The organism is uncultured Eudoraea sp. (assembly GCF_947490415.1).
In the GTDB taxonomy this organism is placed as follows: Bacteria; Bacteroidota; Bacteroidia; order Flavobacteriales; family Flavobacteriaceae; genus Eudoraea.
Map to the genome: position 1 here is coordinate 409,155 of NZ_CANLGX010000002.1, position 23,927 is coordinate 433,081.

Genomic DNA, 23,927 nt, shown 5'->3' on the forward strand with positions numbered 1-23,927 from the left:
TTAATATCTCAAGAAGATCCCAATAAAAGCTCCAAAAGGATGGCCGGGGCGCAAACCTGCAGGAACGCGGGATACAGCATATGTCTCATCCAATAGATTAATGATTCTTCCATTAATACTGAAATGATCATTAAGATGATACTTTGCTGAAAAATCTACTACAAAACTAGATGGTACTAATTCATTGGCAGGAATACTGCCACTTCCGGCTTTGGTTCTAAAGGCGCCATTGTATCTTCCGCTGAGATTTAATTCATAGGAAGGGTGCTCCAAAGAAATCAAGACATTAAACTGATGTTTGGGGATATAAGGCATTTCATCACCCTTAGTAACTTCTCCCCAGATATCATTGGGACTATCAAAACTGCTTCTGAATTCTGCATTAGTGAGAGTATAAGCAACAGTTATGGGAAGCCTTAGCTTTTTGTGGTTATTTAAGGCATTGTAATTTAATAAGACTTCTAACCCTGTCACATTTACTTCTCCGGCATTGAACTGTTCCAAACTACCAGTACCTCCTGTAGCAGCCAGGTCACTTCCTAAAAGATTGCTATAGTCATTAAAAAACCCTACAAGTTCCCCTGAAAAGTTTCCCAGTGTAAACCGGGATCCTAGTTCATAATTGACACTTTCTTCCGGCTGTTCACCTTCTTTGCTTGTTGGAGGTGAAAACCCTTTGTGAATACCACCAAAAATAGATATCCGGTTGAAATTATAATTCAAACCCATTCCTGGAATCCAGACGTTGACCTGGTTTTCACGGGTAGAGAGGTCAATGCCTTCACGTGAGACATCATTCTTACCATAGTCTTTTCGTCCCAAGGAAATAGACTCATACCTTAATCCTGGGGTAATGGTAAGGTTTCTGTATTTAAGTTTATATAACAAATAACTGGAGAAGGCATTAGCATCGCTAATCCGATTGGCATCAGTACCTGGGGTTCCCGCGGTAGTTAGGTTCATAATACCATTGTTAATCCCATAGCCATCAACCCATTGAAATCTGTCTTCTTGGTCATAATGAAAACGAGCGCCCAATTCCAGATCATGAAAAGTATTATCACCACTCCAATGGTAGTCAAACTTCGTCTGAATACCTTGGGAAACATATTTTCTGTTATTGGCTTTTACTAATAAGGCATCGGCTCCCGCATCCTGATTACCGGAGATAACGTTGTAATATTCCTGATTAGTTATGGGGTTTTCAAGAATATTTGCAATACCCTTGCGGTCTCCATTCAGTGTTACGGCGTCTAGTTTATACCAGTTTCGGCTAAATCCATTGTAATAGGCTGTAGTAGTGATATGGAAATAATCGCTGAAATCCAACGCATAGGTGGTCGACACCTGAATATGATCATTGACCATTTCATCTTCCTGAGACCCGGCATATCTCCTAAATGGCGTATTTTCAAAATCATTATCTGTAAGACCAATATAAGTTTCATTGGACTCCTCATCAGAATATTGGAATTTCATGTCCAGAATATGCTTTACATTGGCTTCGGGGGCAGAATTTAATCTAAATTTTGCAACAAGATCATTTTTATCAAAACCTGTATTTCCGCCATTATCCAGATCTTTGAAACCATCAGAATTAAAGTTTAAATATTCAATGCTATATCCAAAATGCTTTTTGTAATCCCCTAATTTTACATGTAGTTCTCCGCTGTTATAACTACCATAACTGGCCAGCAGTGAGGCTTGAAAAGTATTGGGAATTGTTGAAGAAATCATATTTATGGCCCCACCGGTAGTAAAGGGGCCGTATTGAACCTGGCTACTTCCCTTAAGAATTTCTACGGCCTGCATCCGGGCAACTGATGGGAAATAATAAGCAGCCGGAGCACTGTACGGTGCAGGAGCAATTAGTACACCATCTTCCATCAAAGTTATTTTTGCACTCCTTTCCGGAGAAGTACCCCTTAAACTAATATTTGGACGTAAGCCAAAACCGTCTTCTTCAACAAGGGTTACTCCAGGTACAGATCGCAATACCCGATTAATATCCGTATAGTTATACTTAAGTAATTCAGGTTGTGCGGCATAGTAGGCAGAACCAGTTCTGTTCTTCGCCTGGAATTTGCTTCCCAGGATGACATTGGCAGATAATACTACTTCCTCCAGTTTTATAAGGTTGGAATCCTGGGCTTTAGTAATAAGGCGGGTTGATTGTCCATAGGAAAAATTCAAAGCAAAACCGGTTAAGAGAAAGGCAAGAAAAGACTTCATTTAATTTAGACTAATTATAAATAGTGTTAAATGTAGATGTCAAAATTAGCAACTAAATTTAAAATAAAAAAGCTTATTTAGATTAAATAAAAATAAATTTATTCAATATTTTCATTTTGAGAGGGTTGCATCTTACAAAGAAAAAAGGTCTGCAGCTAAAATGATTTTTTCCAAAAAAATCTTCTGGTAAAAAAGTGTATATTTGCACGCAATTAATCCTTAATTGCCATGGAAGCTCACCTTAAAAAAATTCTCGGAGAAGGCCTCACATACGATGACGTCCTTTTAGTACCTGCTTATTCCGAAATTCTCCCCAGAGAAGTAAGTATTCAGACAAAGTTTACCAAGAACATTACTATAAATATTCCTATTGTTTCGGCGGCTATGGATACAGTTACCGAATCACAAATGGCCATTGCTATGGCCAGGGAAGGAGGTATTGGGGTATTACATAAGAATATGTCAATTGAGCAGCAGGCAATAAAGGTGCGAAAAGTAAAAAGAGCTGAAAGCGGGATGATTTTGGATCCGGTGACATTACATCTTGATGCATTGGTCGGCGACGCCAAAGCAAATATGCGGGAACATAGTATAGGGGGCATACCTATTGTTGATGAAAATCAAAAACTTATCGGTATTGTAACCAATAGAGACCTTAGGTTTGAAAAGGACAATAGCCGTCCTATTTCTGAGGTAATGACAAAATCCAATCTTATCACAGTCGCAGAAGGGACTTCCCTGGAGCAGGCAGAGGGTATCCTTCAGACCAATAAAATTGAAAAACTTCCGGTTGTAGATAGTACAAATAAACTTGTTGGACTTATCACATTCCGAGATATTACAAAACTAACCCAAAAACCAATATCAAATAAAGATCAATATGGAAGGCTAAGAGTGGCAGCGGCTATAGGTGTAACTCCCGATGCCTTGAAAAGGACAGAGGCCTTGGTTGCAGCCGGCGTTGATGCGGTTGTTATAGATACAGCCCACGGCCATACAAAGGGTGTAGTTAATGTACTTAAGGAAGTAAAGAAAAAATTCCCGGAGCTGGATGTTATAGTAGGTAATATTGCCACAGCAGCTGCCGCAAAATATCTGGTAGAGGCCGGAGCTGATGCGGTTAAAGTGGGGATAGGACCTGGGTCAATTTGCACGACAAGAGTAGTGGCTGGTGTCGGATTTCCGCAATTCTCAGCGGTATTGGAGGTTGCTGCAGCTATTAAGGGCAGTGGGATTCCTGTTATTGCCGATGGTGGAATACGTTATACGGGAGATATCCCAAAAGCCATTGCGGCAGGAGCAGATTGCGTTATGCTGGGATCTTTATTAGCTGGAACAAAAGAATCTCCGGGAGAGACAATAATCTACGAAGGTCGAAAATTTAAGTCCTACAGAGGAATGGGATCTGTGGAGGCCATGAAGGAGGGAAGTAAGGACCGTTATTTCCAGGACGTGGAAGATGATATTAATAAATTGGTTCCTGAAGGCATTGTAGGTCGTGTTCCTTATAAAGGAGAGCTATATGAAAGTATACATCAATTTGTTGGCGGTCTCAGGGCTGGTATGGGTTATTGCGGTTCCAAAGATATTGCCACTTTAAAAGAAATAGGAAGATTTATTAAGATTACTGCCAGCGGTATTAATGAAGGCCATCCTCATGATGTAACAATTACCAAGGAATCTCCCAACTACAGCAGGTAATCTATTTCACATTACCACTATAGGTTTTCCAGTCTTTTTCCAGGTAGATATTATCTCCAAAGTATCGGGCAATATTTAAAAAGGGATCTGGTTTTTGATATCCGGGAACAGGAGAGAGCATATTAAGTTGCTCATCCATAAATACAACAGTCGGGTAGCTCAAACGACCTTGCAACAATGCCGCAGCTAACTCGTGGTAGCCTCTTTTACCTGATGGAACATATTTATAAGTCTTGCCTTTAAAATCAATAGGTTCTTTCCCTTCTCCATCCATTTTAACCATATAAAAGTTATTGGTCATATATTCTGCCACTTCCGCATTTTGAAAAGTATCCTTATCCATTTTTTTACACCAGCCGCACCAATCGGTATAGACGTCAATAAATATTTTCTTTGGATTCTTGTCTGTTGCCGCCAGGGCTGTAGCTTCATTCCAGCTAAGCCAATTAACTTCCTGAGCATTTGACGTAAAGGTTAAAAAACCGAGAATGACTACAAGTGTAGTTTTAGAAATTGCCGGGGCCTTAATTTTCATAAGATTTGATTTGAGTTATCAGTCCAATTACTGTACCAAAACTAACGAAAATTTAGCTGCTTTATTTTATCGAGGCTTTTTGATTCTTCGCGGCGAACAAATCTTTTACATCAATTTGGTTTCTGATGAGATCATCAAATGATTCTCTTTCCCGTATAAGTACAGATTTACCCTCGTACCATAGGACTTCGGCCGGCCTGTATCTGGAATTATAATTACTGGCCATAGTAAAGCAATAAGCCCCTGCATTTTTAAAACATAGGATATCACCTTCAGAAATTTCATTGATTCTCCTGTTATTTGCAAAAGTATCGGTTTCACAGATATAACCAACTACGGAATAATAGCGTTCCCTTCCTTCCGGATTAGAGATGTTAAAAATTTGATGATTGGCACCATATAACATGGGCCGAATTAAATGGTTAAAGCCCGAATCTACACTGGCAAAAACAGTAGAAGTAGTTTGTTTTACAACATTTACTTTTGCAAGAAAGTAACCGGCTTCACTTACAAGAAATTTTCCTGGTTCAAATGCCAAAGTCAGGTCTTTTCCATACTCTTCACAAAACTCATTGAACCTGCTACTTAATTTTTCGCCCAATTCCTCAATATTGGTCTCTATATCTCCATCTTTATAGGGAACTTTAAATCCACTTCCGAAATCTATAAACTCCAGTTCTCTAAAATTTTTGGCAGTTTCAAAGAGAATTTCAGAGGCATATAAAAACACATCAATATCCAAAATGTCACTCCCGGTATGCATATGTATGCCATTAATTTTCATTTTGGTTAATTCAACAATCCTCAATAAATGAGGAATTTGATGGATGCTAACGCCAAATTTTGAATCAATGTGGCCTACGGATATATTCGAATTGCCACCAGCCATTACATGTGGGTTTATTCTAATACATACAGGTATATCGGGGTGTGTGCTCCCAAATTGCTCCAGGATAGAAAGATTGTCAATGTTTATTCGCACACCTAAAGCTGCAGCTTCTTCTATTTCTTCTAAAGAGACGCCGTTGGGTGTAAAAATGATTGATTCAGGTTTAAAACCAGCAAGTAGACCTAGTTTTACTTCTTGTATTGATACGGTGTCTAAACCACTTCCAAGGTCATTCATTAACCTCAGAATGGTAAGATTAGAAAGTGCTTTGGCCGCGTAATTTAATTTTAAATTTTTAACCGTTTTAAAGGCGTTGGTCAGCCTGTTGAACTGAGATTTTATCTTTCCAGCGTCGTAAACATATACAGGATTTCCGAATTCTTTTGTAATGTTTAATAGATCGGTATACTTCATCTTTAACCTAACTTTTAAACAAAACTAAAATACTTGGAGATGTTACGCAAAATAAAACGCAGAATAATTATAAATAAAACAAATAGTTACAAATATAACAATCTAAATTAATGTGCCATTTGCGACTATGTAGTTCACTTTGTATTTTTAGAAAAAATATTTACTATGAAACTCCCTTTTTTTCCTTTGCAATCTGTTTTCTTTCCCGGTGAAAAGGTGCCTTTACACATTTTTGAAGAAAGGTATAAACAACTAATCCAGGATTGTCGGAGAGAGGCTATTACTTTTGGCATACCGGTGTATATAAATGACAATATTGCTTATGGAACGGAGGTTCAGTTGATGGAAGTTGTAAATACCTATGAGAGTGGGGCTATGGATGTAGTATGTGTTGCGAGACAGATATTTAGAGTGATTACCTTTGATAACACTCTGGAAAATAGGTTATATGCGGGTGGTGAGGTACAATTCATAGATAATATTAATGATAGTGAATTATCTGCGAAACAAGAAGTATTTCAGAAACTTAAAGAGTTATATCAACTAATGGAAGTTCCTTTTGCACCCATTGAAATAGAAATGTTTAATAGCTATACCCTTGCCCACAAAATGGGCCTTTCATTTGAACAGGAATACCAGCTATTACAGTTAGCAAGTGAAAAGGAACGTTTACAATTTATATTAAATCATTTATTGACAACCATTCAGGTTCTAAATGAAGTTAATAGAACTAAGGTACTTATAGAATTGAATGGTCATTTCAGAAATTTTGATCCATTAGATTTTAAAGCTTTTAAGATTTAGGAATAAATACTGATTGTTCGTCTGTTTGTTTTCCTTTTAAAACAAACCAATTCCAAAGTTTGTGGATTCTTAAAAAGATTAAACCCTATTTATCGTTTTATTAGGGTAAATGCAGTCCGTTTCCTATTTTTGCTTCTTAACGAACACAAATTTTAATATGAATCTTCACGAATACCAGGGAAAAGAAATTTTAGCAAGTTTTGGAGTACGAATCCAACGGGGTCTTGTCGCCCACAATCCGCAGGAAGCCGTAGATGCAGCAAAACAACTTACACAGGAGACCGGAACTAAATGGTTTGTGATAAAAGCACAAGTGCATGCAGGAGGAAGAGGTAAAGGAGGAGGCGTAAAGCTGGCTAAAAATTTAACAGAAGTAGAGGAGATAGCAGGTAATATTATAGGAATGAATTTGATTACTCCTCAAACTTCAGCAGAGGGTAAAAAAGTGCATCAGGTATTGATCGCGGAAGATGTCTATTATCCGGGAGAAAGTGAAACCAGTGAGTTTTATATGTCTGTTTTACTGAATAGGGCTAGTGGAAGAAATATGATAATGTACTCAACAGAAGGGGGTATGGATATTGAAGAAGTAGCGGATAAAACCCCACATCTTATTTTTACAGAGGAAATTGATCCGGCGGTGGGATTATTGCCATTCCAGGCCAGAAAAATTGCTTTCAATCTGGGTTTATCCGGAATTGCTTTTAAAGAAATGACCAAATTTGTAACTGCACTTTACAAGGCCTATGATCAAAGTGATTCGAATTTGTTTGAAATAAATCCGGTATTGAAGACTTCAGATAATTTAATAATGGCTGTTGATGCCAAGGTTTCTATAGATGATAATTCACTTTACAGAAGAAAGCAATATTCTGAAATGAGGGATTTACGTGAAGAAAGCCCTATTGAAGTAGAAGCACGTGCTGTAGGATTGAATTACGTGGATCTTGATGGAAACGTCGGATGTATGGTTAATGGAGCTGGATTGGCAATGGCTACAATGGATCTGATCAAAATGGCTGGTGGTGAACCGGCTAATTTTCTGGATGTTGGTGGTACTGCTGATGCAAAAAGGGTAGAAGAAGCTTTTCGTATTATATTAAAAGATACTGCAGTCAAGGCTATCCTTATAAATATTTTTGGTGGTATCGTAAGATGCGACCGGGTAGCACAGGGGGTAGTAGATGCATATAAAAATATGGGAGATGCTATTAAAATTCCTATTATTGTTAGATTGCAAGGCACTAATGCCGAATTGGCCAAGGAGATAATTGATAATTCCGGATTGGCCGTACATTCAGCTGTTCAATTCCAGGAAGCCGCAGATAAAGTAAAAGAAGTTTTAGCGGATATATAGGTTAACTAAGATTCTATAATTAAGGGCGATGTTATAAACATTGCCCTTTTTTATTTGGGAATAATTCTTTAATTGAAATGAAAATTCTTTATTAAAATAATGTTAAAAAAGTTTAATAACTGTAACATATTTAATCTGGGGCCGTCTATTAATGCATATTCCTCAATTAATCATTAATCATTAAACAAACAAATCATGAGAAAATTCAGTTTAATTTTAGTGGCTGCAACGCTGCTTGTATCAGGAAGTATTTTTGCAAATGACTCGGACACAAAAGATCCTCAAAAAAGTCTGGCGACCCAAATCGGGGAAATTTTAAAAGAAAACCAATTAGTAGTTGACAATTATGAATTGACAGCTGAAGTCCTTTTTACTGTAAATAGTGAAGCGGAAATTGTTGTCATTTCTGTAGATACAGGGGATTCAGATTTGGAATCATTTGTCAAAGGCAAACTTAATTACAAAAAAGTTCAATTGGAAGAAGTAGTAGTAGGAAGAATGTATAGACTGCCTGTGCGCATTAAAGCATAATGAAGTTAAGTGAAAAAAAGTCCTGAAGAAATTCAGGACTTTTTTTTGTTTTTGTATTTGACATAACTAAGATCCGGCTTTTTCTTTGGTTTTTCGTATTTCCTTGCAGGACTACTTACCGGGGATTTAGTTTGCTTTAATACTTCTTTTGGGATTTTTGGATTTTCTTTTGTGCCTCTTAAATGAATGACTAAACCATTGAGGAAATTACGTAATACCTGATCGCCGCATTCGCGGTATTTAGGATGCCCTTCTTTTCGGCAAAAGGCACCGATTTCACTTTTTGAAATTCTAAAATCAACTAATTCAAGAATTTCAACAATTTCATCATCCCGAAGCATTAATGCCACCCGAAGTTTTTTTAATATATCATTATTGGTCATATCAAGCATTTTATGCAAGTTATTATAAATAAACCAAGCTATTGGCGTTTTTAGGTCATTTTGGGCTATTTTTTATACGAAATTAGGCGTTTTGATGTTATACATATGAGTAAATTAAGGGAAGGATTAACAAATATGGCAATGAGTACTTATAAAGAAAAACTTAGCATCTTATCCGAAATGATTGCTTTTGCAAAGGCCGATCATGCTTTAAAAGATACTGAATATAATTTCCTATTCGGTGTTGCCGTTAGTTTAGGTATTAATAAGGAAATATTTGATTCTCTGCTCGACAAACAGGTAAAAATAATAGTACCTAAAACACAGGCCGATCGTATTCTGCAATTCCATAGACTCGTGCTCCTAATGAATATTGACCAGGAACGAAATAAAATTGAAATTAGTAAATTACACAATATTGGATTGGGTATGGGTCTACCTCCATCCGCTATAGAACAGGTTCTTACTGTTATGCACGATTATCCTGATATGATAATACCCCCTGAGGTGCTTATTAATATTTTTAAAGCACATTACAACTAATTTCAAGCATCAATATTCCATTAAACTCTTTCTTCTGAGTAGCTAATCCATGGTTTTCAAAAATCATTATAGCGACTAAAGGATGTTCCTTTATGATTAAGTAATTGCGCCATAATGGCACTAAGAGAGCCTATTAATAAGCCAAAAAGGCAGTTAATTAAGCTTGGTATATGATTTGTCTATTCTTAGGCAGGTATATAAGTTTAATTAAAAATATAACACCATGAGTATAGTTAAAAGAAATAATTTGGTTTTTCCAGCCCTAATGAATGAAATCCTTAAACCAGATTGGTTTGGTGGATTGGAAAATTATAAGGACACATTTCCTACAGTATACAAGGACACATTTCCTCCGGTAAACATTCAGGAGAATGAAACAAGTTTTGAATTGGAGTTATCAGTTCCCGGAAGAAAAAAAGAAGATTTCAATATCGAGATTGATGAGCAGGTTTTGACAATTACCAGTGAAACGAAAAAAGAAGAAGAAGTTAAAGACGCGAGATACACTCGGAAAGAATTTACTTATTCTTCATTTAAAAGATCGTTTACGCTTCCAGAAACAGTTAGTGAGGAGGGTATTAAAGCTTCCTACGAAAACGGGATTTTAAGATTCACCCTACCTAAGAAAGAAGAAGCGCTACCTAAACCCAAAAGATTAATTGAGATTGGGAAATAGGTATAAGAATTACTATGTGGTGCCCTTTTAAGAGCATTCATAATGGTTGGTTTGTTTTAGTTGGTTAGGAAGAGCGTCTTGTTTATTCAGGGCGCTCTTTTTTAGCTCTGGTACTGCAGCATTTTTATTTCATCTCTGAGTTTTGCAGCATGCATAAAATCTAATTCCTTTGCTGCTTTTTCCATTGCTTTTCTCTTGTCGCGGATAAGCTTTTCCCTTTGCTCTTTCGTAATATATTGTAAGTCAGGTTCGGCAGCTCTAATTTCTTCTTTGATAAAGTGGTAGGTGGAAACAGAATTTTTGGCTAGTGCATTGTCCAGACTTTTGTTAAGTGCCTTGGGAATAATATTATTTGAAATATTATACGCTGTTTGTTTTTCCCTTCGGTAATTCGTCTCATCAATTGTTTTTTGCATGCTTGCTGTAATTCTGTCGGCGTACATTATTGCTTTACCGTTTAAATGACGAGCTGCTCTTCCTACAGTTTGAGTTAATGAGCGGTTACTTCTCAGAAATCCTTCTTTGTCTGCGTCCAATATAGCCACAAGAGATACCTCTGGCAAGTCCAACCCTTCTCTTAATAAATTAACTCCAATTAAGACGTCAAATATACCTTTTCGTAAATCCTGCATTATTTCAACCCTTTCCAAAGTGTCCACGTCACTATGTATATATCTACACCGAACATTGATCCTTGTAAGGTATTTAGCGAGCTCCTCCGCCATTCTTTTGGTAAGAGTGGTTACAAGGGTGCGTTCGTCTAATTCTACCCGTTGTTGTATTTCCTCTACCAGATCATCAATTTGATTTAAACTTGGCCGGATATCTATTTCCGGATCTAAAAGACCTGTAGGTCGTATTACTTGTTCCACAAAAACACCCTGACTGTTCTGCAATTCGTAATCTGCGGGGGTAGCACTAGCATAGATTACCTGATTCTGAAGGGCTTCAAATTCTTCAAATTTTAAAGGACGGTTGTCCATTGCAGCCGGTAAGCGAAATCCATACTCCACAAGATTTTCTTTTCTAGACCTGTCACCACCATACATTGCATGCACCTGAGGTATAGTAACATGACTTTCGTCAACAACCATTAAGTAGTCATCCGGGAAGTAGTCCAGCAAACAGAATGGCCTGGTACCGGGTTCACGACCATCCAGATACCTCGAATAATTTTCGATACCTGAGCAGTAACCTAATTCACGAATCATTTCCAAATCAAAATTGGTCCGCTCTTCCAGTCGTTTGGCTTCAAGAGGTTTAGAAATACTTCTAAAGTATTCTACCTGATTTACAAGATCTTCCTGTATCTGATGTATGGCCCCCTGAAGGATGTCTGGAGAGGTAACAAACATATTTGCAGGATATATGTTTAGGTTTTCATAGCGCTCCAATGCCTTATTCTTATAAGGATCAAATGCTTCAATTTCTTCTATCTCATCCCCGAAGAAATGGATTCTGTAGGCGTGATCGGCATAGCTTGGAAATACATCTACGACATCCCCTTTTACTCTGAAATTCCCATTTCGGAAATCTGCTGTCGTTCTTGAATAAAGACTTTGTACAAGTTGATGAAGGAATTTCGTTCGGGAAATAACCTGATCTTTCTGCACTGAGATTACATTTTTTTGAAACTCCACCGGGTTCCCGATACCGTATAAACAGGAAACTGAAGCCACTACAATAACATCTCTTCTTCCGGATAATAGAGACGATGTAGCACTTAGTCGCAGTTTCTCTATGTCCTCATTTATCGAAAGATCTTTTTCAATATATAATCCCGAGGTAGGAATATAAGCTTCAGGTTGATAGTAATCATAATAGGAGACAAAATATTCTACGGCATTTTCAGGAAAAAACTGTTTGAATTCAGAATAAAGTTGGGCTGCTAATGTTTTATTATGTGCCAAAACCAGTGTTGGCCGCTGTACTTCTTCAATTACCTTGGCCACAGTAAACGTTTTACCGGATCCGGTAACTCCCAATAATGTTTGATAACGTTCACCAGATTCTATACCTTCTGTCAGCTGTTTAATTGCTTCAGGCTGGTCTCCTGTTGGATCAAATTCCGATACTACCTTAAATTTCATTTAACAAAGTTACAAAAGGGTGAATATTATTATTGGAAGAATATTTGTTATCTGTGTTTTACCTTTTTAAGGCAAAAAATCCCATGATTTCGTTATTTAAGTTATCCCTTGCCTTAAACCAATAACTGGACGCCGGTAGTGGCTGTCCGTTAAATGTGCCATCCCATCCCTTTGAAGTAGGCAAAATCTGGGTTAATAACATCCCGTACCTATCAAAAACCTGAATATAGGAAAGCTGAATTTCATTGCTTTCACGAGGGGCAATATATTGCCAAAAGTCGTTTATGCCATCCCCGTTGGGAGTGAAAAACTTTGGAAAATCATCAGGGCGCAATTCCCTTTCAATGATCCGCTCTGCAATTCCGCAACCATTCTTATCGTTGACATAAATAGTATGGGTGCCTTCAGTAATCCCGTTAAAGATGGCTCTATCCTGAAATGGACCCTCAATATTGTCCAGTGCGTACTCATAATCTCCAAGTCCGCTGACTTCAATCTGAATTTGTCTTCCATCTACTTCCTGCGAGGTGCTAACCGAAGTAATCTGCGCTATTTCAGATAATACTACATTAAAATCCTTAAATGTACTGCACTCAAATGTTTCCCCTCCCTGAACAACTAAATTATATGCCTCGTAGCGATAAGGCCCTACCTCAGAAAGTGAGACTTCTGAGGATGAAGAAAGTAAAGACTCAGTACCGTCTTCATTGATTTTAAACCATCTAAAACCATCCGCGGTATCATCGCTTTTAATCAGAGTCGGGATTTCATTTTTACAGATTCCGATCTGACCTGGAAAATTGGTTTCTGGTTTTCTTGGGACAATTTCGCCACTTACAGAATCAAAATAGGCATTACAATCAACAACAGTATTCCCTGTTGTAAAACTTTCTTCTGTGCAAGATCCGGCATCCCCATTTTCATTATATGGGGTAATGGTTACAAAAACAGTACTCTCTTGTGGAAAATCATCCAAAGGATTAAAGGTTAATACATTCCCCACATCTAAATTATTCAGTAAATCGGTAGCTCCGGCCGAAGTGCCAATAGATAATCTATAGCCTGTTGCAGTCGGAGCATAGGCCCATCGGATTTCGGTCTTAACGGATACATTTCCCTCGTTATTTAAAGGTTCCTCTAATGAGGTACAGGGTGGTGGGGTGGTTACCTCTTCAGTTGTAAATGATTCACTACCACAAATTACAAGTTGTTGATTAGGGAAAAATATGCTTATAGTTACATAAATTAGAGTGTTTTCGGGGAGCCCAACTTCCGGGGTATAGCTATTAGTCTGGCCAGCTGAACGACCATTCAGAATATTCACGCGTTCAGGTAAGTCAGGGCCGGTTCCCAGTGATATCAAATATCCTACTGAGCCCGGGACAGAAGGCCATGTTATAGTCGTATTTACGGGTACTGACAAAGAGCCATTGGAAGGACTGGTTATATTGGGGCAAACCTGTCCCATGGCCAATGCTGCATGACCTATGAATAATATACTTAGTACTAACTTTTTCATTTGATAAAAACTATCAATCGGAACATTTTTCATTACCATTATCTTTTTAATGCAAAATGTCCTTGAATTTGACCGCTGCTGTCAGAAATTGCCCGGAACCAATAATCATTAGAAGGCAAGGGTCTGCCATTAAAATTTCCATCCCAGCCGTTAGAGTTTGGTTCTATTTGCGCCAGAAGTCTTCCATACCGATCAAAAATATGTATTATGTCTATATTTATTTCACCTGTCATAAGCGTTGGAATAAACTGCCAGAAGTCATTAACCCCGTCACCGTTGGGTGTAAAGAATTTAGGAAATCCTTCCAGCGTTAAATCCTGTTCTACTCGTTCCTGAGCAATTCCGCAACCGTTTTTATCCTTCACATATACGGTATATGAACCAACGGAAACAGTATTAAAAACATTACTATCCTGATATGGTCCGTTTATATCGTTTAGTGCATATTCGTAGTCGCCAATACCACTTGCATCTATCGTAATTCTTATCTCCTCTCCTTGGTCGGTTATATTTACAGAATTAATCGTTGCTATTTCCGAAGATACCACATTAAAAAATTTAGATGTGGGACATTCAAAGGTGCCACTTGCCTGCAAAACAGTATTATAGGCTTCATAACGGTACTCACCTGCCTCCATGAGGGCTACTTCAGAAGTATCTGAGATCAGGGTTTCATTCCCAAATTGATCTATCTGAAACCACCTGAAGCCATCTGCTGTATCTGTTGAGGATACTAAAAATGGCAGTTCGTCCTGACAAAAGGAAATAGTGTCGGGAAAAGATATTTCAGGATTTATGGTGATAAGTTCTCCTGTAACTGAATCAAAATAGGGACCGCAACCGATTATCGTGGAGAAAGATTCTTGAGTGCAACCAATAGCATCCCCAGCTGCATTAAATGGGATAATGGTTACAAAGAAAGTACGATTTGGTGCAAAATCTATCACAAAGGTTGAATTCGATGTAAATACAGTATTGTCCAGTACTTCCGCTGAAAAAGGGGAACTTCCTATGGTCACTCTATATCCGGCAGCTCCTGCCACGGCTGTCCATTCTATCAAAGGGGTAAGCGGTACATTAATTTCGCCATTCAAAGGGTTAACTAGTGATGTGCATCCCGGAAGGCTTGCTACAGCACCGGTAGTAAAACTTTGTTCCGGACAGGGTGAAAGATCCCCATTTTCATTAAAAGGGGTAATTTGAACAAATATCAGTGTACTTGGTGGCAGGTCGAGAATTGGACTATAAGACAAAACATTACCGACGATCTCATTATTTACAATATTACCCGTGCCAGAGACGGTACTCACAGAGATTCGATAGCTAGTTGCTGTAGGCGAATAATTCCATGAAATATTTGAGGCAACATTTACATTTATAGCTCCATTAACAGGGTTTGACATTATGGTACAGGCTGGAGGATTAGTAACATTCTCAGTCCGAAAAGTTGAGCTTGGGCATACCACATCGGCAATCGCGGGGTCAAAAAAGAAAAGTGATATGGTCACATATATCTGAGTATTCTCAGGGAAACCTAAAGGTGGTGTGTAAGAATCGGTATTTCCAACATTCCTTCGATTTACAATATCCACTCCACCCGGAGTTGTTCCTATAGATATAATATAACCAGGAACGCCTACTACAGTATTCCAGGTAATGGTGGAATTGACAGGAATATTAGTGGCGTTGTTCAAGGGATATGTCAACACAGGAGAATTACATACCTGTGCCGATAAATAAAATGACCAGCATAGTAATAAATAAAAGACGGTATATTTCTTGTCTATTCCCAATTTGTATTTTCTATATCCAAGTTCACAACAATTTTTAATTACTTTCTATTTACCTTTTTAGGGTAAAGTGACCCTTAATTTCTCTGCCATCCTGCAATCTTAGCTTAAACCAATAATCAGAGGCAGGCAGTATGTTAGAACTTGATGTGCCGTTCCAACCTTGTTCTTCGGGATTGATTTGTGTAACAAATTTTCCATAACGATCAAAAATAGCGATCAAGGCATTAGGTTGAAACTGTTCATTTATTCCTGTAATTTGCCAGTAGTCATTTACTCCATCTCCGTTTGGAGTGAAAAATTTGGGATAGCCCATAACAGATATATCTTTTGCCACTTCTCCACAACCATTAGTATCCCTTATTGTCAGGGTTAAAAAACCCGGCTCAATATTGTTAAAAATATTCTCTGTTTGATAGGTAATTCCGTCAAGTGAATATTCATAAATACCTTCTCCTTCCACCTCAATCTCCACGGAATTATTATTCGAAAAATCAGTAATATTGATATTCTGAATTATGGGTTTGCCCGAAGAAATTACGGTGAATTTCGTACTATTTTCACAGCGTACTTCCGAACCTCCTATCTCATAAATGAAAGTTGTTTCAAGAATATAATCCCCAGCTTCTGTTATGTTAACCCCCGGCTTTTCGGATATAAGTTCTTCCCGGTTGTTTATTTGCTGTGACCATCGGTAAGTACTAAAACCTTCCGGGCCATTTATAAAAAGCTCCTTGCCCTCACATATTGTATATTTCTCTGTTAAGAATAATTTGGGAGATTCAGTAACCACTAATTCTATAACATCCACGCCCAAACACTGTCCGGAACTTTCCCGTAAACCGTAGATAGTCGATGTTTCGGAAATGTAGAGATTGTTTACTTCGTTCTTTTCTAATGCCACGTCCTCAATCGTTTCATAAAATCTAATTTCTTCATTTGTATATTTTTCGGCAATAGCTTCAAGGTCAAAGCTGCTTAATAGAATATCGTCTTTCGAAATTTCATCGCAACTGTAAAATGGACCATATGGACTTGCCCCAATACTGACCGGGGATATTTCAAGCAGTAATTCCCCTAAGTATGTGCATCCCAGAATATTGACAGCTTTGTAATACAGCATTTGGTTAAATGCGGAAGTGTTTTGGTACCCGGTAGTATTGGGAATTCTGATGTCATTATCTCTGTTTGATATACTTTCATAGAAATAAAAAAGGATATCCGGATCAGTATTGATTTTTTCCAAATTAATAGTGGTTATACCATCCATTGAATTGGCAACATCAAGATCACACTTGGTTCGCGAAATTATGGGGTCCGGAACAGTATGTATTTTCACCAGGGCCTCACCAAGAATAGGACATTCAGAAGGATTAGAGGGCATAATGTCCACACTGTAACGCCCGGAATCATCACTATCTGAATTTATTATTTCCAAATAATAACCAGTTGGGACAACAATTGGCAATCCATTTTTAAACCAGGAATAAGTTGCCCCCGGAATTTCTTCGGCTTCCAGTCTAAAAGCTTCCCCTGAACATCTTGACAGGGTACTGCTTCTGGTTCCATCATTGTTTAGGACCAATTGCATTTTACCAAAAAACGACTGAATAAAAGGGGGTAACCCCTGGGTAGCATTCCTTTCCAAAAAAACAGCATTATGTTCATAATTGGCAGCTGCTCCCTTTTCATCCGGATTATTGATTACACCTAAATATGGCGTACCCTGATTATAGCTCTTTGCTATCGTTCGGTATATTTTTCCATTATTTGCTAATTGCAACGCCCCGCGAAAGATTGCCCTTGAATCTAGTATTACCTCCGAAGCAGCAATATCAGGGGCATTCAAGTCAAATTGCAGTAAGTTGGATTTATGCCCTGAGTCTTGAAGATTATCATTTGAAGTATGCACATAAAGATAATCTCCTTCTGGGGAAAACTCCACCCCATAGGGAAATTGGTTTTGTTCAGATATGGTTATTTGTTGTTGATTGGTGAGTATTCCAGTTGATGCATCAAAATTATATAGATAAAGCCCATCTCTAACATTTGCACTTGCTATTTTCGTGCCGTCTGAAGAAAATTTTAAATAACCTCTTGGATCAGTAATGGCTAAATTATCAAATGCTGTTTTGACGGGGTCATTCAGCACACCTGCAGCATTTATTTCGTAGGAGTAATAGGTGTTTAATGTGCCTGAACCTCCTCTGGTCGAGCCAAGTGTTAGTACCCATACTGAATTATCTGAGCAATCCTTTAGTACGGCTGTTATTTTTTCTGAACTGTCTTTGAGTAATTTAACATTTTTCTGAATTACGGATCCACTGCCGTTGTTCAGAGAAATATCAACTACGGTATAATTAAATCCAAAATCGGGATCAATTTCCGCTATTGATGTGTCTACAGTAAATATGTAGAATTGATTTGGGTCCTCAGGTTTAGGAACGATAAGTGCGGATTGGGTGCTGGTAGGGTCCCCGAGCAGGCCTTCGCCATTTTCCATTATTTCATCCGTGCGGTCGTAAACGGTAATCCCATCCGTATAGAAAAGTAGATTACCGAAAGTATCAGAAATGGCTGCACAACCTTCAAAGGTATTTAGTTTACCATTTTTAAGTGCGGTGACACTGCCGTCATTATTAAACCTTAACCCGGCTTCATTCCCAAAATACCAATTAGACGCTTCGCCCTGGCCAGAGACAAAAACGGGGCAAAGAATCAGAAAGAGCAATAATGTCCCAATCTTTTTCATAGTGTTCTTCCAAACACCACAAGATACTATAAATCCCTCTTTTTTAGTAATGCATACGATAAATAGACAAAAATGGCAGTCCAACCAATGACAATAAGTATTTCATAGAGTTGAACATGGTAGTCCAGTGCAAGTTCCTCACCAATTTGATCTGCTACTGTTTGTACTGCGCTCAATCTTGAAAAAGGCTCTTTAATCAGATTAAACATGGAGTTTAATGGAAAAAAGCCCATGATAGCATCAGTAGTTTCACCATCAAATAATTTCCATCGGATCATACCCCGTACAAATCCTTCTAAAACCTGCCATAAAATTAGAAAACCTAATGCAAATGCGGAGCGCTTAACAAGAATTCCAAGAAACAGGCAAAATGAAAAGAATCCAACGAGTTTTATAAAAAATGCCAAGAGGAATTCCATATCTGAAAAAATAATGGAAATTTCATTATAATCTGAATAGATAAGCCCAAGTATCATTGACACCACAAATACAAATACTGTCGAAATTAATGCAAATGAAATGACCGTAAGGAATTTTGAAAGAATGAATTCCTTTTTGGAAAGTCCATCAATCAGGTTCTGTTTTATTGTTTTGTTGCTGTATTCATTCGCCATCATAGAAACTATGACTATGGCCAAGAAAAGTTTAAAAAAAGCAGTAATAAATGTGTTGAAATGCCAGATATAAGGGAAATTAAATATTCCCTGTTCTGCTAAATGAAATTTCACCGGTCCAATATCAAACTTTATGGCTGCAACAAGCGCAATGGAAGTAAGAAGCACAAAATAGGATAAGATAAGTGCTCTACTTGCCTTATTATTCCAAAGCTTTATAAATTCTATCTGCAATAACCTTTTCATTAGTATTTAGTTTTGGAGATTTTATATTTGTGAATTTTCTGTAAGTGTCAGGAATTGTTCTTCCAGGCTTTCTCTTCTTTTGACCAAATGTGAGAGGACAATACCTTCTTTAAACAGCATATAATTTAATTCACGGGCATTCATCTCCTTTTTTAGAAAGGCGGTAGTAAGTCCGTTCTCTGTTTTGATTTCGCCAAAATTTGGATGCTCCTTCAGAAAATTTATCAATAATTCGTTATTATCTGATTTTAATTCAAAGAATCCAAAACTCGCTAACATACCGTCCACACTACCAGAATAAAGTTTTTTACCCTTTCTGAGAATGACTACATGACTGCATACTTTTTCAACCTCGTCTAATAAATGCGATGCTAAAAGAATAGTCGTGCCTTGTGAAGCAATTTTTTTTATGATTTCCCGAATTTGATGAATGCCCTGAGGATCCAAACCATTGGTTGGTTCATCTAAAATGAGAATTTCCGGATCATTTAACAAAGCAGAAGCAATTGCAAGACGTTGTTTCATCCCGAGGGAATATGTCCTGAACTTACTGTCTTTCCTTTCCCATAATCCGACGAGTTGCAATTTGTCTTTTATTTTCTCTTCGGGGACTTCTTTAATTTTACAGACCAATTTTAAATTTTGAATTGCGGTCATATAAGGGTAGAAGTTGGGCCGCTCTATTATTGCTCCCACCTTTTTTAAGGCTTCATGGGTTGAAGTATTTCCATCAAACCAGGAAAAACTTCCGTTTGTACTATTGACCACATTCAAAACAATTCCAAGGGTGGTTGATTTTCCACTTCCATTGGGTCCCAGAATACCATAAACGTTGCCTTTTTCAATAGAAAAAGACAGATCCTGAACAGCCGTAAGGTATCCGAATTTCTTTGTAAGATTGTTAACCGTTAGAATTGTTTCCAAATTAAAAGGAGTTTTTAGGTGGTGTCTAGTATACTTGACGAAGAAATCGTTATTTTGTTACAGAAGCAATTAAAAAATAATTTTACTTATGTCAGGAGAGCGATTAATGTCGAAGAAAAAACCTGCTTATCCAGTAAGCCCTAAGTTGGATGCTTATTTGGACCAGTATAACCGAAAAATTGATTTACCAATTTTTTATGAGGACTTATTGCGTTTCGCTGGTTCAGTTGTGGTGTATGATGATGATGGTAATGATACTTTATGGGTTAGAGCTTATTATTCGGATTCTGAAAGACTTGAGATTGATCAAAGCCTGAAACAGGTATACTCTATTTTACATTCTGATGGCAGTGATAGGATATTTCAATATTTGAATATTGATGCTGTTGATTATTGCACTTTTGGTAATTCCAAACCCTTTCGTATCAAGGTCAGGAATATTCTTAACGATAACTTTTTGTATTTCTACGTAAAAAAAACGGATGCATCCCGTATTTACGGCTTGGAATTAGAGCATCTGTTATCCCCTTATCACATAAATTTTCTGGTACATGAGGATACCCTGATAGAGGAGCATATTGCCGGAATTCCCGGGGATGTATTTATTAAAAATATGTTACCTAATTGTTCAGAATCTGAAAAAGCTCAGCTTGCAAAGGAGTTTGTGAAATTTAATGAACGATGTATGATCAGGCTTTTGGGGGATATGAGATCTTATAATTATGTAATTGTACCCATGCACGATTTTGATCATGTGGTATATAAAATAAGGGCTATTGATTTTGATCAGCAGAGTTTTGAGGGTAAACTCAAAGTTTACCGACCCCAGTTTTTTAAAGAGAACTACATAATGGTTCAAATGGTTCAGAACAAATTACAACGTGATTCTGTTGATCAATATAAGATTGAAGAGCGCTCCATTGTCGCCAAAAGAATTATCAGTTCCGGAGATCGAATTAACAGATTAGTAAATATTTGTAAAGCTGATAATATATCGCTACCAGAAAATATTGAAGCGTTAAGCAAGCAGATTTATGAACTTACATTAGATGTTAACTTTAAGAAGTGCAAAACCATGGGACAATTATTGGACCTGGCCCTTGATTTTGTAAAGCGCAATTACGAGGACGTGAGTATGAAGCAAATTATTGAGAAGAAAATCAAAATTCAATAAGCATTATGATTTTTGTTCTTTATTAAAATATAACAGGTAGTAATACATTTGCTTTTCCTCATCCCAACCCTTTTCCACAAATTTTTCTGCTGATTCAGGATTTATAAAATCCATTTTTATTTGAATATTGGTGTCGAGCTGAATGATATTTTTTATTTTTTTACGGGTGTCGGACACAGCTTTATTCGCAATATCAAAACTGGAAACATCTTCAATGCTGTATTTTGGTCCTTTTTCTGTTTTATAGTGCTTAAATTCAGGGATCAAATCAGGGTTCTCCATGACCTCATTCAGGAAATTATTTTCTTCAAAAGCATCATTTTTTGCAAAATGGTTTACAGCCCTGTTCATGAACATAACTTCCTGTTTTTTGTCCTCTGCAGGCAGTACGACGTCTTTAGCAAAATTTTGACAGAATTTCAAATAGTTTTTGGTGTAAAAATTATCATCTGCCAGGGCATCTACTCCAAGAAAACTCTCCAACCAGTATTTAGTATCATATCTATTGCTGTCAACAGACAATACTTTGTAACCATCGGACTTATTTACGTTAAATATCAGGCAGCCTTTATCCAGTTTATTAAGATTAATTCCTTGTTGGACAAGTAAATCCAGATTGGTTCCATTTTCCGAGAATTGCAGAAAATCCTGTTTTATTTCACTTTTAAAGATTCCGATCGCATCTGTTTTCTCATTGTCGAGAAGTATATCTGTGAGATAAGTAATATAAACCTCTCCACTTTTAATATGTGGGTGGTTGGATTGCTCATACAAATGTTTGGTCAGATTTAGCGATATTTCGTGAGACCGCTCTGGCTTTTCAAAAATTTCAGAAACAAGCTTGTACACTTCGTTAAATTCAACATCAATCTCATGGGTAAGATGATAATAATTCTCCTCTTTTTCTCGAAAGGGTTTTAAGAAGAATTCCTTTAATAAACCATTAGTTTCATCATCCGGCATAAATGGTTTTTTAGAGAGAAATAGTGGTTCTGCTTTACTTTTATTTCCTATACGGTGCACTGATACACCTTCAATTTGGGTAGCATAGAGATTGATCATAGTCTTTATCGGGGATTAGTCTTTTAGTTTGTTTAATGTTTTTTGTGGGGTACGGATTTGGTAGTGATGATATAAGGATCTGCCTGTTTTTGATTAAAGTCCAGGTAGCTTAATTCCAATTTTCATCAAAATCCATATCATCATAGTTTTCCAGAGGTTCATCAAAATCAAAGGATGGGTCCGATTCAAATTTCTTTTCCGGAGGAGCTTCCGGCAATTCACCAAAGCTGAATAGGACATTTGGATATGGCCTTCCATCTTCTTTTTCAACTACATCTGCCAATTCAACAAAGAATGTCCACATACTTAAAAAATCATATACATAAATGAGCTTAGGAGTTTGTTCGGTCAGAATATTCTCCAATGAAATCTCATTCATTAAGCGAACATTGGAACCATTTTCACTGGTGTCAAAAAGAGGAATTTCTTCATCCTGGTTCCACAATTCATCACAGGTGTAAAAAGAGGCCATCTCATTACCTAAAAAACCAAAGGCCTGAGTAATGGTATTGTGAAAGTCCTCCAATGTCACATGGTGTTCTATTTCAATATCCCTAAAGATGTCTTCTTGAGTATCCAGGATTATCCTGATTTTATAGATCATTAACTCTAATTTATGAGTAGGGGCAAAGTTACAAAGTTTTCTGACTTATTATTCCTTTAGTGGCTTCCAAAACTAAATAGAATTGTATCCCAAATAGAAATGCTGCCAATATCAAATGCAGTGGTTGACTTGCAAACGGGAAATCGAAATAATACATTACAATCCCGGTAATTACTTCAATTAGTAGAAGACCTAGAACCCATTGGATTTTTGAATATCCCAAGCTTTTTTGAGATATAGCATATGCTAGGTAGAGATTAATTAATACTACCAAAATTGAAAAAGAACGATGGATGTAAAATTGTAATGAGGGATTAACGAGCCAAATATCTTTGGCGTTTTCTCCAAATAAATCTATTTGATGGTCTATGAACTGTCTTACTTGTGTGCCTAAAATAATTTGTATTAGGGTAAGACCTAATGCGACCCATAAGATTAATGCTACCTTTTTATCATATTTCCTATTTTGGGAAATAGAATCTGTTTTATAAATGAGATAGACCAGTAAAGCTACAATGACAAGGGCCATAACCATATGCATTGTTATTTTAACAGGTTCAAGGACGGAATAAACAACCGTTGCCCCCAACCATGCCTGAAAGCCCATTCCAAATACAATAAGCCAGGAAATCAAGGTAACTTTTTTATCCTTTCGCCAAAAAGAAGTTGATGCCAGGGCTAAAAAAAGTGTTGCAATTCCGGCCAGTGCTCCAAAAAGACGGTTTATAAATTCGACCCATGTATGAAAGGCATTAAAAACGGCATAGTCATGTCTTTGATATGGCTCCCAATTAACTTTATTGTATTTACTCCCTGTTGTAAAATCTGCTTTGGCCACCCATAGGGACTCTTCCCGAATAATCACCTGTCCGTCATTATAAGTAAACTCTGGTTGCCATTGTAACTGAGAAATATCTGTGGGGGGTATATAATAACCAAAACACTTTGGCCAATCCGGACAACCCATTCCGCTCCCTGTCATACGAACGACAGCTCCTGCTATGATTACCATATAAACCAGTACCAATGAAGTTTTGGCAATTTTTCTAAAATTCTTTTGCATAGGAGCTTAAAATTCGAATCAAAA

At 37.3% G+C, this 23,927-nt stretch carries 20 protein-coding genes; 7 read left to right on the plus strand and 13 right to left on the minus strand.

All coding sequences use genetic code 11. From position 1 onward, the window contains the following. The gene (locus Q0874_RS06770) at nucleotides 1–2,232 is read right to left on the minus strand and encodes a TonB-dependent receptor (RefSeq protein WP_299161005.1); all 2,232 of its coding nucleotides are present in this window, start codon (nucleotides 2,230–2,232) and stop codon (nucleotides 1–3) included. A 228-nt stretch (nucleotides 2,233–2,460) separates the two neighbouring features. On the opposite strand from Q0874_RS06770, the gene guaB reads away from it, so the two are divergent. Continuing rightward, the gene (guaB, locus tag Q0874_RS06775; protein WP_299161006.1) at nucleotides 2,461–3,933 is read left to right on the plus strand and encodes an IMP dehydrogenase; all 1,473 of its coding nucleotides are present in this window, start codon (nucleotides 2,461–2,463) and stop codon (nucleotides 3,931–3,933) included. A gap of 1 nt (nucleotide 3,934) precedes the next feature. Here guaB and Q0874_RS06780 read toward each other — a convergent pair whose 3' ends face one another. Both Q0874_RS06780 and lysA read right to left on the minus strand, forming a co-directional pair. Next, the gene (locus tag Q0874_RS06780; RefSeq protein WP_299161009.1) at nucleotides 3,935–4,468 is read right to left on the minus strand and encodes a DUF255 domain-containing protein; all 534 of its coding nucleotides are present in this window, start codon (nucleotides 4,466–4,468) and stop codon (nucleotides 3,935–3,937) included. 61 nt (nucleotides 4,469–4,529) lie between these two features. Beyond that, entirely contained in the window at nucleotides 4,530–5,771 is a 1,242-nt protein-coding gene (lysA, locus tag Q0874_RS06785; protein WP_299161011.1) for a diaminopimelate decarboxylase, read from the minus strand. Nucleotides 5,772–5,936: 165 nt separating this feature from the next. On the opposite strand from lysA, the gene Q0874_RS06790 reads away from it, so the two are divergent. The 3 genes from Q0874_RS06790 (at nucleotide 5,937) to Q0874_RS06800 (ending at nucleotide 8,463) form a co-directional block, all read left to right on the plus strand. Beyond that, a complete protein-coding gene (locus Q0874_RS06790) occupies nucleotides 5,937–6,575 on the plus strand; it encodes an LON peptidase substrate-binding domain-containing protein (RefSeq protein ID WP_299161014.1) in 639 nt (212 codons plus the stop codon). A 157-nt stretch (nucleotides 6,576–6,732) separates the two neighbouring features. Continuing rightward, entirely contained in the window at nucleotides 6,733–7,932 is a 1,200-nt protein-coding gene (gene sucC, locus Q0874_RS06795) for an ADP-forming succinate--CoA ligase subunit beta (RefSeq protein WP_299161017.1), read from the plus strand. A gap of 195 nt (nucleotides 7,933–8,127) precedes the next feature. Further along, nucleotides 8,128–8,463 carry a hypothetical protein gene (locus Q0874_RS06800; protein WP_299161020.1) on the plus strand — a complete coding sequence of 112 codons (336 nt, stop codon included), beginning with the start codon at nucleotides 8,128–8,130 and terminating at the stop codon, nucleotides 8,461–8,463. Nucleotides 8,464–8,495: 32 nt separating this feature from the next. Here Q0874_RS06800 and Q0874_RS06805 read toward each other — a convergent pair whose 3' ends face one another. After that, complete coding sequence (locus Q0874_RS06805) at nucleotides 8,496–8,846, minus strand: DUF1456 family protein (RefSeq protein ID WP_299161023.1); 351 nt, start codon at nucleotides 8,844–8,846, stop codon at nucleotides 8,496–8,498. Nucleotides 8,847–8,987: 141 nt separating this feature from the next. On the opposite strand from Q0874_RS06805, the gene Q0874_RS06810 reads away from it, so the two are divergent. Together Q0874_RS06810 and Q0874_RS06815 are read left to right on the plus strand one after the other, a co-directional pair. Then, the gene (locus tag Q0874_RS06810; RefSeq protein ID WP_299161714.1) at nucleotides 8,988–9,389 is read left to right on the plus strand and encodes a TerB family tellurite resistance protein; all 402 of its coding nucleotides are present in this window, start codon (nucleotides 8,988–8,990) and stop codon (nucleotides 9,387–9,389) included. Between the two features lie 223 nt (nucleotides 9,390–9,612). Then, nucleotides 9,613–10,065 carry an Hsp20/alpha crystallin family protein gene (locus tag Q0874_RS06815; RefSeq protein ID WP_299161026.1) on the plus strand — a complete coding sequence of 151 codons (453 nt, stop codon included), beginning with the start codon at nucleotides 9,613–9,615 and terminating at the stop codon, nucleotides 10,063–10,065. 101 nt (nucleotides 10,066–10,166) lie between these two features. Here Q0874_RS06815 and uvrB read toward each other — a convergent pair whose 3' ends face one another. The 6 genes from uvrB to Q0874_RS06845 all read right to left on the minus strand — a co-directional run bounded on the left by uvrB (nucleotide 10,167) and on the right by Q0874_RS06845 (nucleotide 20,000). After that, nucleotides 10,167–12,155 carry an excinuclease ABC subunit UvrB gene (gene uvrB / locus Q0874_RS06820; RefSeq protein ID WP_299161029.1) on the minus strand — a complete coding sequence of 663 codons (1,989 nt, stop codon included), beginning with the start codon at nucleotides 12,153–12,155 and terminating at the stop codon, nucleotides 10,167–10,169. Nucleotides 12,156–12,213: 58 nt separating this feature from the next. Beyond that, nucleotides 12,214–13,674: a T9SS type B sorting domain-containing protein gene (locus Q0874_RS06825; RefSeq protein WP_299161032.1), complete on the minus strand. Its 1,461-nt coding sequence runs from the start codon at nucleotides 13,672–13,674 to the stop codon at nucleotides 12,214–12,216. Nucleotides 13,675–13,712: 38 nt separating this feature from the next. Beyond that, nucleotides 13,713–15,380, minus strand: a complete 1,668-nt coding sequence (locus Q0874_RS06830; protein WP_299161035.1) for a T9SS type B sorting domain-containing protein — start codon at nucleotides 15,378–15,380, stop codon at nucleotides 13,713–13,715. A gap of 136 nt (nucleotides 15,381–15,516) precedes the next feature. After that, on the minus strand, nucleotides 15,517–18,216 hold the full coding sequence (locus Q0874_RS06835; RefSeq protein WP_299161038.1) for a T9SS type B sorting domain-containing protein: 2,700 nt from the start codon (nucleotides 18,214–18,216) through the stop codon (nucleotides 15,517–15,519). 26 nt (nucleotides 18,217–18,242) lie between these two features. Next, nucleotides 18,243–19,076 carry an ABC transporter permease subunit gene (locus Q0874_RS06840; RefSeq protein WP_299161041.1) on the minus strand — a complete coding sequence of 278 codons (834 nt, stop codon included), beginning with the start codon at nucleotides 19,074–19,076 and terminating at the stop codon, nucleotides 18,243–18,245. A 21-nt stretch (nucleotides 19,077–19,097) separates the two neighbouring features. Beyond that, nucleotides 19,098–20,000, minus strand: coding sequence for an ABC transporter ATP-binding protein (locus Q0874_RS06845; protein WP_299161044.1), 903 nt, complete (start codon nucleotides 19,998–20,000; stop codon nucleotides 19,098–19,100). Nucleotides 20,001–20,088: 88 nt separating this feature from the next. Between Q0874_RS06845 and Q0874_RS06850 the strand changes: the two genes are divergently transcribed. Continuing rightward, entirely contained in the window at nucleotides 20,089–21,174 is a 1,086-nt protein-coding gene (locus Q0874_RS06850; protein WP_299161046.1) for a hypothetical protein, read from the plus strand. Between the two features lie 3 nt (nucleotides 21,175–21,177). Here the strand turns inward: Q0874_RS06850 and Q0874_RS06855 are convergent, their stop codons facing one another. From Q0874_RS06855 to Q0874_RS06865, 3 genes are all read right to left on the minus strand, one after another. Next, nucleotides 21,178–22,236 carry a nucleoid-associated protein gene (locus Q0874_RS06855; protein ID WP_299161049.1) on the minus strand — a complete coding sequence of 353 codons (1,059 nt, stop codon included), beginning with the start codon at nucleotides 22,234–22,236 and terminating at the stop codon, nucleotides 21,178–21,180. Nucleotides 22,237–22,345: 109 nt separating this feature from the next. Beyond that, a complete protein-coding gene (locus tag Q0874_RS06860; protein ID WP_299161052.1) occupies nucleotides 22,346–22,840 on the minus strand; it encodes a hypothetical protein in 495 nt (164 codons plus the stop codon). A 28-nt stretch (nucleotides 22,841–22,868) separates the two neighbouring features. Further along, nucleotides 22,869–23,903 (minus strand): heme A synthase, encoded by a 1,035-nt coding sequence (locus Q0874_RS06865; protein ID WP_299161054.1) that lies wholly within the window; start codon nucleotides 23,901–23,903, stop codon nucleotides 22,869–22,871. Between the last annotated feature and the right edge of the window lie 24 nt (nucleotides 23,904–23,927).

What these genes read in the sequence shown, in the direction of transcription:
- Q0874_RS06780 (WP_299161009.1), bottom strand. Translation starts at nt 4,468, where the DNA reads ATGAAAATTAAGGCCCCGGCAATTTCTAAAACTACACTTGTAGTCATT.
- Q0874_RS06790 (WP_299161014.1), top strand. Translation starts at nt 5,937, where the DNA reads ATGAAACTCCCTTTTTTTCCTTTGCAATCTGTTTTCTTTCCCGGTGAA.
- lysA (WP_299161011.1), bottom strand. Translation starts at nt 5,771, where the DNA reads ATGAAGTATACCGATCTATTAAACATTACAAAAGAATTCGGAAATCCT.
- uvrB (WP_299161029.1), bottom strand. Translation starts at nt 12,155, where the DNA reads ATGAAATTTAAGGTAGTATCGGAATTTGATCCAACAGGAGACCAGCCT.
- Q0874_RS06850 (WP_299161046.1), top strand. Translation starts at nt 20,089, where the DNA reads ATGTCAGGAGAGCGATTAATGTCGAAGAAAAAACCTGCTTATCCAGTA.
- Q0874_RS06840 (WP_299161041.1), bottom strand. Translation starts at nt 19,076, where the DNA reads ATGAAAAGGTTATTGCAGATAGAATTTATAAAGCTTTGGAATAATAAG.
- Q0874_RS06855 (WP_299161049.1), bottom strand. Translation starts at nt 22,236, where the DNA reads ATGATCAATCTCTATGCTACCCAAATTGAAGGTGTATCAGTGCACCGT.
- Q0874_RS06805 (WP_299161023.1), bottom strand. Translation starts at nt 8,846, where the DNA reads ATGACCAATAATGATATATTAAAAAAACTTCGGGTGGCATTAATGCTT.
- Q0874_RS06825 (WP_299161032.1), bottom strand. Translation starts at nt 13,674, where the DNA reads ATGAAAAAGTTAGTACTAAGTATATTATTCATAGGTCATGCAGCATTG.
- Q0874_RS06860 (WP_299161052.1), bottom strand. Translation starts at nt 22,840, where the DNA reads ATGATCTATAAAATCAGGATAATCCTGGATACTCAAGAAGACATCTTT.
- Q0874_RS06800 (WP_299161020.1), top strand. Translation starts at nt 8,128, where the DNA reads ATGAGAAAATTCAGTTTAATTTTAGTGGCTGCAACGCTGCTTGTATCA.
- Q0874_RS06770 (WP_299161005.1), bottom strand. Translation starts at nt 2,232, where the DNA reads ATGAAGTCTTTTCTTGCCTTTCTCTTAACCGGTTTTGCTTTGAATTTT.
- Q0874_RS06815 (WP_299161026.1), top strand. Translation starts at nt 9,613, where the DNA reads ATGAGTATAGTTAAAAGAAATAATTTGGTTTTTCCAGCCCTAATGAAT.
- Q0874_RS06865 (WP_299161054.1), bottom strand. Translation starts at nt 23,903, where the DNA reads ATGCAAAAGAATTTTAGAAAAATTGCCAAAACTTCATTGGTACTGGTT.
- sucC (WP_299161017.1), top strand. Translation starts at nt 6,733, where the DNA reads ATGAATCTTCACGAATACCAGGGAAAAGAAATTTTAGCAAGTTTTGGA.
- Q0874_RS06835 (WP_299161038.1), bottom strand. Translation starts at nt 18,216, where the DNA reads ATGAAAAAGATTGGGACATTATTGCTCTTTCTGATTCTTTGCCCCGTT.
- Q0874_RS06810 (WP_299161714.1), top strand. Translation starts at nt 8,988, where the DNA reads ATGAGTACTTATAAAGAAAAACTTAGCATCTTATCCGAAATGATTGCT.
- guaB (WP_299161006.1), top strand. Translation starts at nt 2,461, where the DNA reads ATGGAAGCTCACCTTAAAAAAATTCTCGGAGAAGGCCTCACATACGAT.